The sequence below is a fragment of the Cyclobacterium amurskyense genome, assembly GCF_001050135.1.
GTDB lineage: Bacteria > Bacteroidota > Bacteroidia > Cytophagales > Cyclobacteriaceae > Cyclobacterium > Cyclobacterium amurskyense.
Genome location: NZ_CP012040.1, coordinates 5,509,016 through 5,524,075, shown reverse-complemented (window position 1 = coordinate 5,524,075; position 15,060 = coordinate 5,509,016). Strand labels below are relative to the sequence as shown.

Annotated in this window: 14 protein-coding genes and 1 tRNA gene; 7 read left to right on the top strand and 8 right to left on the bottom strand. The window is 36.2% G+C overall.

Annotated features, from left to right (window positions below; all coding sequences use genetic code 11):
• Positions 1-203: 203 nt before the first annotated feature.
• Positions 204-623 (top strand): transposase, encoded by a 420-nt coding sequence (locus tag CA2015_RS22100; RefSeq protein ID WP_048643865.1) that lies wholly within the window; start codon positions 204-206, stop codon positions 621-623.
• Between the two features lie 139 nt (positions 624-762).
• Here the strand turns inward: CA2015_RS22100 and CA2015_RS22095 are convergent.
• A tRNA-Arg gene (locus tag CA2015_RS22095) sits at positions 763-836 on the bottom strand.
• Positions 837-873: 37 nt separating this feature from the next.
• Entirely contained in the window at positions 874-2,088 is a 1,215-nt protein-coding gene (gene sucC / locus CA2015_RS22090; RefSeq protein ID WP_048643864.1) for an ADP-forming succinate--CoA ligase subunit beta, read from the bottom strand.
• A 253-nt stretch (positions 2,089-2,341) separates the two neighbouring features.
• On the opposite strand from sucC, the gene CA2015_RS22085 reads away from it, so the two are divergent.
• The 5 genes from CA2015_RS22085 (at position 2,342) to CA2015_RS22065 (ending at position 6,947) form a co-directional block, all read left to right on the top strand.
• Positions 2,342-2,995: an ABC transporter ATP-binding protein gene (locus tag CA2015_RS22085; RefSeq protein ID WP_048643863.1), complete on the top strand. Its 654-nt coding sequence runs from the start codon at positions 2,342-2,344 to the stop codon at positions 2,993-2,995.
• Between the two features lie 87 nt (positions 2,996-3,082).
• Positions 3,083-4,030 (top strand): acetyl-CoA carboxylase carboxyltransferase subunit alpha, encoded by a 948-nt coding sequence (locus CA2015_RS22080; RefSeq protein WP_048643862.1) that lies wholly within the window; start codon positions 3,083-3,085, stop codon positions 4,028-4,030.
• 61 nt (positions 4,031-4,091) lie between these two features.
• Complete coding sequence (locus CA2015_RS22075) at positions 4,092-4,898, top strand: patatin-like phospholipase family protein (RefSeq protein ID WP_048643861.1); 807 nt, start codon at positions 4,092-4,094, stop codon at positions 4,896-4,898.
• Positions 4,895-5,452: a 1-acyl-sn-glycerol-3-phosphate acyltransferase gene (locus CA2015_RS22070; RefSeq protein ID WP_205749787.1), complete on the top strand. Its 558-nt coding sequence runs from the start codon at positions 4,895-4,897 to the stop codon at positions 5,450-5,452. Before CA2015_RS22075 ends, CA2015_RS22070 begins: the two co-directional genes overlap by 4 nt.
• Before the next feature lie 550 nt (positions 5,453-6,002).
• Positions 6,003-6,947, top strand: a complete 945-nt coding sequence (locus CA2015_RS22065; protein WP_048643859.1) for a YihY/virulence factor BrkB family protein — start codon at positions 6,003-6,005, stop codon at positions 6,945-6,947.
• Between the two features lie 528 nt (positions 6,948-7,475).
• On the opposite strand, the gene CA2015_RS22060 is transcribed toward CA2015_RS22065, so the two are convergent.
• From CA2015_RS22060 to CA2015_RS22035, 6 genes are all read right to left on the bottom strand, one after another.
• Positions 7,476-8,243: an SDR family NAD(P)-dependent oxidoreductase gene (locus CA2015_RS22060; protein ID WP_048643858.1), complete on the bottom strand. Its 768-nt coding sequence runs from the start codon at positions 8,241-8,243 to the stop codon at positions 7,476-7,478.
• A gap of 166 nt (positions 8,244-8,409) precedes the next feature.
• Positions 8,410-8,613: a hypothetical protein gene (locus tag CA2015_RS22055; RefSeq protein ID WP_048643857.1), complete on the bottom strand. Its 204-nt coding sequence runs from the start codon at positions 8,611-8,613 to the stop codon at positions 8,410-8,412.
• A gap of 909 nt (positions 8,614-9,522) precedes the next feature.
• Positions 9,523-10,221: a TetR/AcrR family transcriptional regulator gene (locus CA2015_RS22050; protein WP_048643856.1), complete on the bottom strand. Its 699-nt coding sequence runs from the start codon at positions 10,219-10,221 to the stop codon at positions 9,523-9,525.
• 43 nt (positions 10,222-10,264) lie between these two features.
• Positions 10,265-11,554 carry a tyrosine--tRNA ligase gene (gene tyrS / locus CA2015_RS22045; RefSeq protein WP_048643855.1) on the bottom strand — a complete coding sequence of 430 codons (1,290 nt, stop codon included), beginning with the start codon at positions 11,552-11,554 and terminating at the stop codon, positions 10,265-10,267.
• 165 nt (positions 11,555-11,719) lie between these two features.
• Complete coding sequence (locus tag CA2015_RS22040) at positions 11,720-13,078, bottom strand: M56 family metallopeptidase (protein ID WP_048643854.1); 1,359 nt, start codon at positions 13,076-13,078, stop codon at positions 11,720-11,722.
• Positions 13,079-13,081: 3 nt separating this feature from the next.
• Positions 13,082-13,438 carry a BlaI/MecI/CopY family transcriptional regulator gene (locus tag CA2015_RS22035; protein WP_048643853.1) on the bottom strand — a complete coding sequence of 119 codons (357 nt, stop codon included), beginning with the start codon at positions 13,436-13,438 and terminating at the stop codon, positions 13,082-13,084.
• Positions 13,439-13,669: 231 nt separating this feature from the next.
• Between CA2015_RS22035 and CA2015_RS22030 the strand changes: the two genes are divergently transcribed.
• Positions 13,670-15,052 (top strand): AGE family epimerase/isomerase, encoded by a 1,383-nt coding sequence (locus CA2015_RS22030; RefSeq protein WP_048643852.1) that lies wholly within the window; start codon positions 13,670-13,672, stop codon positions 15,050-15,052.
• Positions 15,053-15,060: the final 8 nt, after the last annotated feature.

The window sequence follows — 15,060 nt, the reverse complement described above, 5'->3', positions numbered from 1 at the left end:
AAACCCTAAATAATCCTAATTGAAATGGTGAATAGAAATATATTTCTCCAATTTTTACTAATTTAATTAAAACAATTTATAATAATTAGGCGTTTTAATTATAGATATTGAATAAAACATAATTTCTGGTGTGGAATTTGTAAATCAATTAAAAATTAAAATGTAGCTTTGTTAAGTTTATCATCTAAATAATTTATAATATCATGTCTATTCAAGAATTTTTAAACAAGTACTCGGATCTTTCTAAAACCAATGCGGTGGTTTATATGGAAGATGCAGATGGAAATATTTTCCATTCTATCGATGAAGCACACAAAAAAGGAAAGCATCCTTTTGTAACAAAAAATCTAAAGGATTCAGCGATTGCTGATCTGAATGATTTGGGATTGTCTTCTAAAAGTGAAGCTTCTAAATTAATGGGAATTATTCAATTTATCTATGGAGTAGATGCCAAAGCTGATATGACAGCTACACGTGGCAGAAGAACCTATTCTTCAGAAGAGAAAGCTAGCATTCTTGCTAACTGGAAGCAAGCGGAGGCTGAAGGTAAAACTAAAGCTGATTTCAGCAAAGATACTGGTGTTACTTATCAGACTTTGTTCAAATGGATTAAAGAATCTTAATTAGCCTCTCAGGGGGCGTGTTTGCAGTCACATGACTAAGCATGTGTTTTATCACCTAATAACTAACTCAAACGCGCCTCTTGCAGTAGTATAATAAATAAAAAAGGCCCCTTATGATTTTCATAAGGGGCCTTTTTTGTACACCCGGAAGGATTCGAACCCTCAACCCTCGGAGCCGAAATCCGATATTCTATCCAGTTGAACTACGGGTGCATGCAGGCCAATGAGGCCGCAATATTAGTTAAATTAATTAAGCATTTAATACTTTTTGTACTTTTTCAGCTGCTTCTTTCAATGTTATTGCAGAAGTAACTTTTAGACCTGATTCGTCTATTATTTTTGCTCCTTCTTCCGCATTCGTACCTTGTAATCTTACAATAATAGGAACGCGGATATCACCGATAGATTTATAAGCTTCAACCACACCTGATGCAATTCTATCACATCTAACGATACCGCCAAATACATTGATCAATATGGCTTTTACTTTAGGATCTTTTAAGATGATTCTAAAACCGGCTTCAACAGTTTGTGCATTGGCCCCGCCTCCAACGTCTAGGAAGTTTGCAGGCTCACCGCCAGAAAGCTTAATCATGTCCATTGTTGCCATAGCAAGTCCTGCACCATTTACCATACAACCTACATTGCCATCAAGCTTAACATAGTTCAATCCTGACTCTGCAGCCTCAACCTCAAAAGGATCTTCTTCACTAACATCTCTCATTTGAGCCAAGCCTTTGTTTCTATAAAGGGCATTGTCATCCAGATTTACCTTTGCATCTACAGCCAAAATTTGGTCATCAGATGTTTTCAATACTGGGTTAATTTCAAATTGAGAAGCATCGCTGGCATCATAGGCAGCATAAAGGGCCATGATAAATTTCACCATTTCCTTGAAAGCATTTCCTTCAAGACCTAACTTAAAGGCTACCTTTCTAGCTTGGTAAGGCTGAATACCCAATAATGGATCTATCCACTCCTTAATGATTTTCTCTGGAGAATTTTCAGCTATTTCCTCAATGTTCACACCACCTTCAGTAGATGCCATGATTATATTGCTGCCTGTAGCTCTGTCCAATAAAATTGACAAATAATATTCCTTAGGTTCTGATTTACCAGGATAATAGACATCTTGTGCCACAAGGATTTTATTGACCAATTTCCCTTCATCACCTGTTTGAATCGTAACTAGGGTGCCATTTAATATATCCTTGGCTTTCACTGGAACGTCTTCCAAAGATTTAGCCAAAACCACGCCTCTTGATCCGGTTTCTTTAATTTCTCCTTTACCTCTACCTCCAGCATGGATTTGTGCTTTTAGAACATACCAGGAAGTACCTGTATCTGCAGTAAGCTTTTTTGCTGCCTCAAGTGCAGCTTCCGGGCTTTCAGCAACAATCCCTTCTTGGATTTTGACTCCGTAAGATTTTAAAACTTCTTTAGCTTGATATTCGTGTATATTCATTCTGGTCAAATTTTTGCCCGAAGTTAATGTCTAATGTCCGATTATTCAAGATTTACGAGCTGCTTTTTAAGTAATCTTTTCATGTTTGGGCCATGTTTATACTATTAGGTACTTTTCATGCCATTAAAAATCAAGTGTATAGCTAATAATGTTCTTTCATAAATTTAAAACTTCAATCATGATTTAATTTTTGATTAATTTTAAAATACAACTATGTTTGTTCCCATTACTTATTTTATCCTCATATAATACTATGCTTTACGCTCAATCTCTTCAAAAATATTATGGTGATCTCCATGTCCTCAAAGGGGTAGATGTAACTATCAAGAAAGGGGAGATCGTGTCCATAGTTGGTGCATCAGGTGCAGGAAAAAGTACCCTATTGCATATTTTAGGTACTTTAGATAAACCAGATCAAGGTACTTTGAAAGTAGATGATATTGATGTTCTACAGCTTAATGGAGATAAATTAGCTAGCTTCAGGAATGATAGAATAAGTTTTATTTTTCAGTTCCACAATTTGCTTCCGGAATTTACTGCCGAAGAAAATATCTGGATTCCAGGTTTAATAGGTAAAAAGCCAGAAAGCGCACTTCGAAAAAGAACCGATGAATTGGCCGGTTTACTTGGAATCAGTTCTAGGTTAGGACACAAGCCTTCCCAGCTATCAGGAGGGGAACAACAGCGTGTGGCTGTAGCAAGGGCTTTGGTCAATAGTCCTGATATAATCTTCGCAGATGAACCTAGTGGTAATCTGGATACGGAAAATGCCCAATCCCTTCACGAACTATTTTTTAAATTAAGGGATGAACTAGGACAATCCTTTGTAATCGTTACTCATAACCAATCCCTAGCAGGGATGTCGGATAGAATGCTAACCATGAAAGATGGCAAGATTTTAACCTGACAAAAACCTTTATAATATATCTTTGATAAAAGTTGATCATGTAATCAAAAATTAATTTTTATCTTTGATACTTCAAAACTTCACTTTATGGTATTAGAATTTGAAAAGCCAATAGCTGATCTGGAGCTTAAACTTCAGGAAATGATTCATTTGGCTAATGAAAAAAACATAGACTTGTCTACAGATATCCAATCTCTAGAGGAAAAGCTTCAAATATTAAAAAGAGAAACTTTTCAAAACCTTACCAGATGGCAGCGGGTTCAACTTTCCCGACATGCTGACCGACCTTATGCATTGGATTATATTTATGAAATGACCAATGATTTTATAGAGTTACATGGTGATAGGACTGTAAAAGATGACAAGGCGATGATAGGTGGCCTTGGTGACATTGATGGCAGATCTGTTATGTTTATAGGTCAACAGAAAGGAAGAAATACCAAACTTCGCCAAGAAAGGAATTTTGGTATGGCCAACCCTGAAGGTTACAGAAAGGCATTGAGGTTAATGAAAATGGCTGAGAAATTCAATAAGCCTATCATTACTTTAATTGATACTCCTGGTGCATATCCCGGAATAGAAGCTGAGGAAAGAGGACAAGGGGAAGCTATCGCCAAAAACCTTAGGGAAATGTTTAAGCTAAAGGTTCCTGTTATCTGTATCATTATTGGTGAAGGAGCTTCTGGTGGTGCTTTAGGTATCGCTATTGGTGATAAGGTAATGATGCTTGAGAATTCCTGGTATTCTGTTATTTCTCCCGAAAATTGCTCTACCATTTTATGGAGAAGCTGGGATCATAAGGAGCAAGCTGCAGAAGCACTTAAGTTGACAGGGCCTGATATGAAAAATAATGGCTTGATTGATACTATTATAGAAGAACCACTAGGTGGCGCGCATAGAAATATGCAAGACATGGCCTTGAGAATTAAAGAGAAGATCAATGAAGCTTTGGTGGAACTTGACAAAATGAAAGTTGAGAAACGCATCGAAAAACGCATTGAGAAATTTTGTTCGATGGGTGTTGTTCAGGAATAAGGGGCAATCATTGTCTTAATTCTGGTTCTATTTATCGCATGATTTTCTATCAATTTATCTATTGAAAAAAAACAATAAAATAGGACTTGCCTTATCTGGGGGAGGAGTGAGAGGTATTGCGCACCTAGGCGTTTTGCAAGCCCTCAATGAAGAAGGTATTTACCCTGACTGTCTTTCTGGTAGTAGCGCGGGGGCCATTGTTGCGGCAATGTATGCCCATGGTTATGCCCCAAGAGAGATATTAGACATTATTGTCCAAACCAAATACTTTAAATTCTTCAAGCCTTCAATTAGTTTTAAGGCATTGTTAAGAATGGATCTTTTAGCAGATTTATTTGCGAAATATTTGCCTGAAGATGATTTCTCTGCCTTAAAGATCCCCATATTCGTAACTGCTACCAACTTTCAAAAAAGTCGTACGGAGTTCTTCTCCAATGGCCCTTTGATTAAAAGATTGATGGCATCTGCTTGTATACCGGGGATGTTTGAACCGATTTTATTGAATGGGGAATTGTATATAGATGGAGGCGTACTAAATAATCTCCCTGTGGAACCTTTGGTTGATGACTGTGACACCATCATTGGGGTCAATTGTAACAATCTACCTGACCTAAAAGGGGATACACATATAAAAGGATTGATAGAAAGATCTGTGATAATGGCTTTGAACTACAATGTTTATAGCAGGAAGCCCAAATGCGATTACTTTATAGATCCTCCAGGTTTGGCAAAATTTGGTGTGTTGGAAGTGAAAAAAGCCATGGAAATTTACGATACCGGCTACCAATATTGCAAAGAATTTTTACTTGAAAACCAATCATTGTCTCTTTTGAAAAGTCAGGATATTAACAGTTTATATAAATCATGAAATTACTAGCTCGTTTTATATTTTGGATTTCTGGATGGAAAGTTTCAGGTAAATGGCCTGAAGGTTTAAAAAAGGCAGTCCTTATTGCGATCCCTCATACCAGTAATTGGGACTTGATTTATGCATTGTCTGCTTTTTACATAATGGAAGTTCCCGTAAAATTCACCATTAAAAAAGAGATAATGATAGGGCCACTGGGATGGCTAATCAAAGCTTTGGGAGGCATACCTATCGATAGAAAAAAAGTAGTAGGCAAAAGAAAGCAAACCTACACAGAGGCGATGATTCAGATGCTTGAAGAGAGGGAGGAGTTGGTTATGATGGTAACCCCTGAAGGAACAAGAAGCTATGCACCAAGGTGGAAATCTGGTTTTTACCATATTGCTCTAGGGGCAAATGTACCCGTAGTGATTGGCTTTTTAGATTATAAAAGAAAACTTGCAGGTATAGGTCCTGTAATTCAACCGAATGGAAATTTACAGGAGCAAATGGAAGAAATGAAAGCTTTTGGAAGAACCATTACCGGTAAATTTCCTGATCAGGGTATCAGATAAAATTATTTTTGTTGAACTATTGCTTCTAAACAACAATTAATAATCAAATGATGGCTTAAAGATTAATTGTCTTTTGCATTATATTACTAGATAAAAACTTTCGCAATTTTTACTTCAGTGACGGTAAAGAATTTTTTTTGCTAAAAGGATTGATTCAGTAGGGTTTAAACAATTTTTGACTTCTTTAATTTCAAATAACTTTTATTTCGCAGCTTTACAACTGTTTCCTAATGGTTCAATAAACCTATTGCGTAATTTAACCCGGATTATGTAATAGGATTTCTCCGCCCTGACATTGTCAGGGGTGAAGCCTGTCCCGTGTTTACGGGAAGTGTTACAATCGCAAAAAAATCAGACTGTTTGGAGATTTTAGCATAGCACCGCTATGGTGAAAATGAAAACAGCAACGAAGTGGCTGATATTAAAGCGATTTCAGCACTTAATAGAATGTCTATTGCATATTTCGGGTTTAAGGTGAGGTTATTGACCAATATTTAAAATAGGGAATGATTTTTGGTATCATAAATTTTGAAAATTACTTGAAGACGCAATGATAAAAAGTAAAATAAAAAGCCTTAAAAAATATTCTGTTTTTGAGATTTTAATAGATGGAGTTAAAGATTTTGGGAAAAATGATTCCTTTACCTTTGCTGCCTCTACTGCCTTTTATACCATATTTTCTCTTCCTGCTTTATTGATAATCATACTCAATATTGCTTCTGTGCTCTTAAATGAGGATACCGTAAAAGAAGAGCTATTCGCACAAGTCACAAAATTAATGGGTAGTGAAAGTGCATCTACTCTTGAAGATGTTATGGCGAATGTGGCCATAAGTGGGCAGACATTTTATTCTCGAATTGTCGGTATTTCGGTACTCATTTTCTCTGCAACTACGGTATTTGTAAGTTTGCAAAACAGCATCAATCACATTTGGCACATTAGATCTAAACCTGAAAAAGGGCTCTTAAAATATATAATTAATAGGGTGCTTAGCTTTTCCATGGTGGCATCAATTGGCTTTTTACTGTTGGTTTCTCTCCTAGCAGATGCCTTTATAGTGATATTACTGAACTATTTTTCTGATTTGTTTGACAGCAGCACCTTAAAACTGGCTTCAGTCATCAATTTTCTGGTTACCCAAGGGATTTTTGTTTTGATTTTCGGCCTTATGTATAAAATTCTTCCAGATGCCAAGGTGAAATGGAAAGATGTGTGGTTGGGTGCATTCGTTACTATGCTTCTTTTTGCTTTGGGGAAGCTTCTTATAGGGCTGTATCTTGGTAATGCAGATGTAGGCAGTTATTATGGTACTGCAGGGTCTTTGGTGGTAGTGTTGATTTGGGTTTATTATTCCGTTGTCATCTTCCTTTTTGGTGCCCAATTGACCTATTATATAGCTGAAAATATAGGTGGACATGTGACACCTATCAAAGAAGCTGTAAAAGTACGACTTATAGAAATAGATGAAGATGAGGATGAAGAAGAGCAAGAGTGATCCAAGTCCTAAAGGGCTTAAACTGCTTTGAAATTATAGTTTTGACTACTTTCAATTAAAGAGAAATACCAATGAATTTCTTTTAGAATAGTTAATTGCTGAGCTTACTTCATTGAATTAAGCGATAATTTAATGGCGGTATTGCTCCGATTTACGCAACAATTCCGCCAATTTTTTTACCGCTCTTTAGCCTTGATCAGTTTTTCTTCTAGATTATGATGTCTTGAGCCTTGTAATACTTGTATTTATACCCGTATTATGTAATAGGATTCGTATGTGTTGCAATCGCAAGAAATTCAGGCTGTTTGGAGATTTTAGCATAGCACCGCTATGCTGAAATTGAAAACAGCAACGATTGGGTATTTTAAAGCGATTTCAGCAGGTAATAGAATGTCTATTGCATATTTCGGGTTAAATTGACATTCATAAAATACTTAAAGCGCATATGATAGAATCATATATAAACATTAATTGATCCCATGTCTTGCAGAAAAAGGTATTTAAACAATAGAATTATTTGACTAGTGACTAAGCTTGAAAACCCCCATCTACGGTAAAAATACTGCCTGTAGTATAACTTGAGGCATCAGAAGCTAGGAACAAAGCCATAGCACCAATTTCCTCTTCCTCTCCAATTCTTTTCAATGGAAGTGCTTCTAAAAACTTTTCTCGAAGTTCTTGATTAGACCAAAGTACTTCACTGAATTTTGTTTTAATCAATCCAGGGCAAATGGCATTTACCCTAATATTGTAAGTTCCCCATTCCTTAGCAAAGGCTTTGGTCAAGGCTACAAGTGCAGATTTACTAACACTGTACAGGCCCAATCCTTTCTCCGGAGAAAGAGCACTAATGGAACTAATATTTATGATGGAGGCTGATGAAGATTGTTTTAAAAATGGCAGACTTAATTTCGATAATTCATAGGGTGCTTTAAGATTCACATCCAAGATTTTATCGAAGACGCCTAGGTCAGTGTCTTCGATAGCTCCATATACTGGGTTTGTTGCCGCATTGTTAACAAGAATATCTATTTGACCGTACTTATTGACTGTTTGTTCAATCAAATTTTTTCGATCATCTTCATAACCTATGTTATTTGCAACCCCCATGGCTACGTAGCCTTTTTCTTTGAGTTTGGCGATGGCTTCATCAAGCCGCTCTTGGTTTCTACTATTTATCACCACTTTCGCTCCCGCAGCAGCATAAAAATGGGCAATTGAAAAACCAATGCCACTACTTGCTCCTGTAATAATAGCGACTTTACCATGTAATGAAAATAGAGAACTTAAATCCATAAAAATTCCGTTTTATTAAGTCAGAAATATGCTTTTACCAAATTTAAAATTTAAACTCGGGTTTTACAATAGCCTTAGACATAGGCTTGACTCATGTTTATTTGAATAGGCTAATTTTATTTCGAATCCAGCTCATAATAGATGATCCATTGCCTTTAGAAGCTTGTTAATCTTTTTTGGCATCATCTTCCACTTGAGGTTTAAGGTGTTTATTTTCCATTTTAGAAACCTCTTTTCCTAAAACCTCTTTTGCAGCTATTTCCTGCGAACTTTCCGTTTTTGATTTTTTGGTATTGAATATTTTATTGTAAACTAGATAAAGGGCAATTAATACTGCCACAATTGTTAATGCTCCGATTAATAGATCCATAGTATTGTATTTAGTTTAGTGTCCTATTTACAAATACACAATAAAGATGCCTAATGGCCTGTGAGCATATTTTTTTTAATTATTTTTTCACCTAGGGATGTTATTGTTAATCAATATTTAGTGGTTTATTAAACCCGAAATAGTTAATAAACAATCTATTTCATGTTGAAATCGCTTCAAAATACCCAATCGTTGCTGTTTCAATTTTACAATAGCGGTGCTGATAAAATATCTTAAAATCCTGATTTTCTTGTGAATGCAACACTTCCCGTAAATACACTATAAGCTTTTTTCCTGACCATTGTCATGGCGGAGAAATCCTATTTCATAGTCCAGGTTAAATTCGATTCATAGGTATTTACAGGCAAGAGATAGGAGTGAGCTGAAATAAATGTCGATTGCTAAGCTTTACCTGACATAAATTATAAAAAAAAGTAATGTTAAATGGTGATTAAAAAATCACCTGAGGTCTATTATACGGAATTTTTGATTGGGCCAAGAACAGCCTTTTTACATTTGGAATTGCTCAGGGCCTTGTCCTTTGAGTTCGTTTAACCCTCCTATTACCTGATGGAATCACTTTAAAATCAGTCACTTCGGTGCTTTATCGACTTCACCATAGCGGTGCTATGACTCAGTCTCCAAATGGCCTGATTTTATTGTGTTAACACCACTTCCCGTAAACACGGGACAGGCTATAACGAATCCTATTACATAATCCGGGTTTAAACTTAGCAACTCAAGTGTCAAAATGAACAGGAAAAGCTGCCGGGAACCCACAGGTTAGCCTTCAAAATTATATTAAGAGGTTTAATGTTCTTTTAGGTAAATGGATTCTCTAGTGTTTGATGACTTAGCTTTTGGCTTTGAGGACTATAGGGTTTTATTTCTCAAGTTCTTGGACGAGCATCAAAAGAGGTTTCCTTGGACGGGTTGGGTTTTGAATGGGTTATTGGTCCCTTTTAGAATTTCAAAAAGGATTTTATTAAAGCCATTTTTCCAACTCTCACTATTAATTTTTATGTCATTGGGCTCTAAGTTGACTGAACCGTTCAATTTGCAATAGCCTATTAACATGCTCCAAATGGTATAGAAAGTACTATCTGCTTGTAGGTCAGGCCGCATACTGCCATCTTTGATCCCTTGTGAAATGGCTTTGATACCAATTTTTGCCAAATCGTTATGGCTTTGGAGCAATTTATTAAAATATTGACTTTCCAAAAGCAAAGGATTTACTTTATCCTGGTCTTGCTGATACAGTTCCAAAACTGATAGGAAGTAGAGAATGGCATCATGGAAAACTTTCTTTTCCTGTACAAATAGAAAATAGCCATTGACCAAATCGGTCATTACCTCAATTCCTGTTTTGTCTTTTCCTTTACCGAAAGATTTATTGAAGACCTCCTTTAATTCTTCAATACCTTTTTTTGTAATGGCCATGTAAAGGTCTTCTTTACTTTTATAATAAAAATAAACAAGACCTTTACTTATTTTGGCTTTCTTGGCTACGTCTTCGACCTTGGTGGCATGGAGTCCCTTATCACCAAACAAGACAATGGCTGATTCAAGGATTTTTTTCTCTTTTTGCTGTCTTTCGTAAACGCCCATGTTCTATTTTATGCGTATAATAAATCTTTCCTAAAATTATAGCTTAGGAAAGCACCTTGATTATATAATAATTTTTCTTTCCTTTTTGTACCAAAAGGTATTTGTCTTGGAGCAAGGTTGTCTCCACCTTGTTGTTTGGATTTTCTATCTTTTCCTTATTAATAGAAACTCCACCCCCTTGAATCATTTTTCTGGCTTCACCTTTAGATTTAAAAATTGTTTGGTCTAAGGTCAATAAATCAAGAGCGCTTTCTGCATTTTCATAGGTAGCTTGATCCATTTCAATCACATCTACACCATCAAAAACCTGAAGAAAAGTACGCTCATCCAAGGTAGCCAAATCTTCGAGCGATGATTTGCCGAAAAGAATTCCAGAAGCTTTAAGGGCCACCTCGTATTCTTTTTCACTGTGAACCAGAATGGTGATGTCTTTTGCCAAGGCTTTTTGTAAAGCCCGAAGATGGGGCGCTTCTTGGTGCTCTTTCTCTAAATCCTCAACAGTTTTTTGGTCCAAGGTGGTGAAAATCCGGATGTATTTGGATGCGTCTTCATCAGAAACATTAAGCCAAAACTGGTAAAATGCATAAGGGGAAGTTTTTTCTGGGTCTAACCAAACACTGCCACCTTCAGTTTTCCCAAATTTTGTTCCATCAGCTTTTGTAATAAGCGGAACAGTTAGGGCATAAGCCTCTCCACCTTCTTTTTTCCTGATCAATTCAGTACCCGTCACAATATTTCCCCACTGATCAGAACCGCCTAATTGTATGCTGCATCCTTTGTTTTTCCATAGGTAATAAAAATCATACCCTTGAATCAACTGGTAGGTAAACTCTGTAAATGACAATCCATTGCCATCTTCAAGCCTTCTTTTTACAGAATCTTTTGCCATCATATAATTGACGGTAATGTACTTACCAACATCTCGGATGAATTCCAAAAATGAAAATTCAGACATCCAGTCATAGTTGTTAACCAAGACTGCTTTATTTGATGCCTCTGCATCAAAATCTAAAAATTTCTCTAATTGCTTACGAATTCCGGCAATGTTTTGATCCAGGGTAGCTTTGTCCAATAGGTTTCTTTCAGCTGATTTAAAGGATGGATCTCCAATCATACCTGTAGCTCCACCTATAAGCGCAACGGGTTGATGCCCTGAGCGCTGAAAATGGAGTAAGGTCATTACCCCAACCAAATGGCCTATATGAAGTGAGTCGGCAGTAGGGTCGAAACCAAGATAGGCTGCTGCTGTTCCTTTTTGTATATGTTCTTCTAATCCTGCGGTCATGTCCTGTATCATGCCCCGCCACTTTAATTCAGCTATAAAATCATTCATTCTACTTGGCTTTTTATTATGCGTGCGCAAATATAAGGCATCCTGATAAAAGGAAGGAATGAAAAGGGTTTATTAATTTGTTTGCAGGTTTTTTTTTAACATAAAGTTCAAAAAATCGAGGAAAGTGCTTTTGGTTGATTTGGAAGAGGGTAGATAAATTATCCTCTATAATTTATCTATTTTCAATTTAAATCTAAATTCAATTTCAACCGTTTTGCCTTTAAGTTTTTCAATATTGAGGATCGGAAGATCCTTAATTACTCTTTTGCATTCCTCATACAATCTTGGATGCTGGTTTGATTCATTAATTTGTATTGGTTTTTCTAATGGATTGCTCACAAAGCCGACGATTACAATGTCATTCCTTTTAAAGGGATCTCGTTTTAGGTTCCCATCTGGTAAATAATAAACATCTCCGGAAGGTTGCACTTCATAAACTCCTGTCAATTCACCATTGTTATTTATTTTAAAATATAAAGTCACCGATCCAACCTGCCCAAATTTTCTCGCCTCTTCAGGGTACCTTAGTGATTTGGAAAAATACCTAGTCATTTCGTCTATAGTAGTAATCTCATTATTTGATGAGTTTTCTTTGACTAATTTTGTTTCTGTTGCCATTGAGTCTTTTTCCAGGCTATCACTTTTTTCAATTGTAGGTGTTTTTTCAGATAAGCCTGCCAACAAGATTAGAAAGATAGGAAGCAGCCCTATTTTCCTTAATTTTGAAAATTTCGATGTATTTGGAGATTTCATCATGAGTATACGGTTTTTGAGGTTATTAGAATTGAGTTCTGTGAATTGAGGTAAGGCCATTCGATCACTGACCATAGAAATCAATGCCATTTGGTATTTCCTCATATTCGATTTTTCCACTACTTTGGCATCAACTTGGTATTCGAGGTTTAATCTAATGGCTTTATTGAGCAAATAGGTTGCCGGATTATACCATTGGAAGGCTGATAACAATTCAATCATAAATAAATCAATGAAATGCTTCTCCCTGAGGTGCACCTTTTCATGGTCTATTACCATTTTTAAGTCCGGGTGATGAAGGATGTTTTTGCCAATAATGATCTTATTAATGAAGGTAAAGGCGCGAATGTTTTTTTCAGATAAATAGACCGTTTGACCTTCTACTTGGTTTTTTTCTGCTGCTTTGTAAATCTTATATGCTTGAAAGTAGCTCAGAACAAATCTTGCAAGACCAATTATTATTCCAATACTATAAATTAAAGTTAATAGGAAGAGCCAATTAAAGGTTTCATCATCACTCGTTTGCTGAATTATTTCACTTGAACTTGAAGTAATTGAATTGATTCCGCTGATATGCACAGTGCTTGTTGAAAGATCTTCCTTGACAGGTATTTGTATCAATGGGATGATATGTGACAATGGGAGAACAAGCAGTAGGTAAATGCGGTTAAATGAAAATTGTTTATACCTCTTTAGCAAAAAATGGTAGGAGAGGTACAATACAATGGTAGAGATCGATAACTTCAATAAATATATAAAAAGAGCCTCCATAACTTATTTAGATTGTATTAATTTGATCAATTCTTCAACTTCTTTTTCATCCAACTTTTCCTCTTTCACAAAGGCTGCAACAGCACTGGGAAATGAATTGTCAAAGTATTGGCTAACAATTTCTTTCATGTAAATTTTACGGTAAGCTTCTTTCTTAAGCAAAGGATAATATTCATAGGTATTTCCATAGGCATTGAATCCAACGATTCCTTTTTCCTGCAAGACCCTTATAAGAGAAGAAACGGTGTTATAATGTGGCTTAGGATCCGGATATTTGGCTACAATGTCTTTTACAAAAGCTTTTTTAAGTTGCCAAAGGATTTGCATTAGCTCTTCTTCCTTTTTGGTTAACTTTTCCATACTGACTCGAATTATATATTTATATAAATATACAACGGGTTTTTCAGTTTACCAATTGTTTTACCAGTTTAATAACTAAATAGTTAAATAAAAACCAATTATTCAACTTTGAACTGTTTTGAAATAGCCTTTCCATTTTAGATTTATTTCCTTTATCGCCTTAAAATTTACTTAGTTGGAAATCCCAAAGAATGAAATTAAATTTAAGTAATTATTTAAACCCAAAATTTTATGAAGTTCCTCTCCCTTGTCGCTTTTTTTATAACCTGCCTTGTTCAACCTATTCTTGCCCAACAATCCGAAAGAATTAAATTGGCAGATGAAATGGCTTACTCCATCAATAATGAATTAATCAATCACTGGTACCCCAAGGCCTATGATACCCAATATGGAGGTTTTATTAGCTCTTTTGATGCTGCATTTAAAGCCACTGAAAATCAGGACAAGATGATTGTTTCACAAGCCAGACATTTGTGGACCTTGTCTAAAATGATAGAGAGAAGTCCAGGTACTGATCACTACAAAAAAGGAGCAAGGCTAGGGTATACATTTTTGAGAGATAAGTTTTGGGACAAAGAAAATGGTGGGTTTCACACCTTGTTAAGTCGTGATGGTCAGGTAAGAGGAAGTGGTTTGGGGGCCAAAACGGCCTATGGTAACTCTTTTGGTATATATGGTCTTGCTGCCTATTATAAAGTGTCATCGGATCCAGAAGTGCTTGAATTGGCAAAAAAGGCCTTTTATTGGCTAGAGGAGCACAGTTATGATCCGGTTTATGGGGGCTATTTTCAATCCCTTGCATTAGATGGCACACCTCTGGCAAGAGATAACAGTACACCATCTACCGCTACCATTGGGTACAAAGACCAAAACAGTTCTATTCACTTATTAGAGGCATTTACTGAACTTTATGTAGTTTGGAAAGACCCTTTACTTAAACAAAGAACTACGGAGCTTTTGGCCATTATCAGAGACAGGATTGTTCAGAAAGAGGGATACCTACAGCTTTTTCTGCAAGCTGATTGGACCCCTGTTAGCTTTAGGAATGAAGGGGAAGAAGCCATCGAGAAACACCATTCCATAGACCATGTATCCTATGGACATGATGTTGAAACTGCCTATTTGATGATGGAAGCTTCTCATGTTTTGGGGATTGAGGAAGACTATGCTACCTGGGAAATAGGGAAGAAAATGGTAGACCATTCCCTTAGGTTTGGTTGGGATGAAAGTAAAGGTGGGTTTTATGATGGGGGCTATTATTTCCCAGGAGAGTCCACTCCAAGAGTTGTAAAGGATACTAAAAATTGGTGGGCTCAGGCAGAAGGGCTTAATACACTCTTAATTTTGACGGATTTATACCCCAATGATCCATTGCAATATTATCAAAAATTTAAACTTCAATGGAGTTATATAAAACAATACCTAATTGATCATGAAAACGGAGAATGGTATCCTGGTGGGTTGGATAAACAACCAGAACTGAAAAATGCACAGAAAGGCCATGTGTGGAAAACCGCTTATCATAACTTCAGGTCATTGAATAACTGTGAACAAAAATTGCGTGACCCTTCTCACCTTGCTTTGACCATTAAAAAGGCTGGGAATGAACATTAGCTGATGAT

What these genes read in the sequence shown, in the direction of transcription:
- CA2015_RS22085 (WP_048643863.1), top strand. Translation starts at nt 2,342, where the DNA reads ATGCTTTACGCTCAATCTCTTCAAAAATATTATGGTGATCTCCATGTC.
- CA2015_RS22100 (WP_048643865.1), top strand. Translation starts at nt 204, where the DNA reads ATGTCTATTCAAGAATTTTTAAACAAGTACTCGGATCTTTCTAAAACC.
- CA2015_RS22050 (WP_048643856.1), bottom strand. Translation starts at nt 10,221, where the DNA reads ATGGGCGTTTACGAAAGACAGCAAAAAGAGAAAAAAATCCTTGAATCA.
- CA2015_RS22080 (WP_048643862.1), top strand. Translation starts at nt 3,083, where the DNA reads ATGGTATTAGAATTTGAAAAGCCAATAGCTGATCTGGAGCTTAAACTT.
- sucC (WP_048643864.1), bottom strand. Translation starts at nt 2,088, where the DNA reads ATGAATATACACGAATATCAAGCTAAAGAAGTTTTAAAATCTTACGGA.
- CA2015_RS22065 (WP_048643859.1), top strand. Translation starts at nt 6,003, where the DNA reads ATGATAAAAAGTAAAATAAAAAGCCTTAAAAAATATTCTGTTTTTGAG.
- tyrS (WP_048643855.1), bottom strand. Translation starts at nt 11,554, where the DNA reads ATGAATGATTTTATAGCTGAATTAAAGTGGCGGGGCATGATACAGGAC.
- CA2015_RS22055 (WP_048643857.1), bottom strand. Translation starts at nt 8,613, where the DNA reads ATGGATCTATTAATCGGAGCATTAACAATTGTGGCAGTATTAATTGCC.
- CA2015_RS22060 (WP_048643858.1), bottom strand. Translation starts at nt 8,243, where the DNA reads ATGGATTTAAGTTCTCTATTTTCATTACATGGTAAAGTCGCTATTATT.
- CA2015_RS22030 (WP_048643852.1), top strand. Translation starts at nt 13,670, where the DNA reads ATGAAGTTCCTCTCCCTTGTCGCTTTTTTTATAACCTGCCTTGTTCAA.
- CA2015_RS22040 (WP_048643854.1), bottom strand. Translation starts at nt 13,078, where the DNA reads ATGGAGGCTCTTTTTATATATTTATTGAAGTTATCGATCTCTACCATT.
- CA2015_RS22035 (WP_048643853.1), bottom strand. Translation starts at nt 13,438, where the DNA reads ATGGAAAAGTTAACCAAAAAGGAAGAAGAGCTAATGCAAATCCTTTGG.
- CA2015_RS22070 (WP_205749787.1), top strand. Translation starts at nt 4,895, where the DNA reads ATGAAATTACTAGCTCGTTTTATATTTTGGATTTCTGGATGGAAAGTT.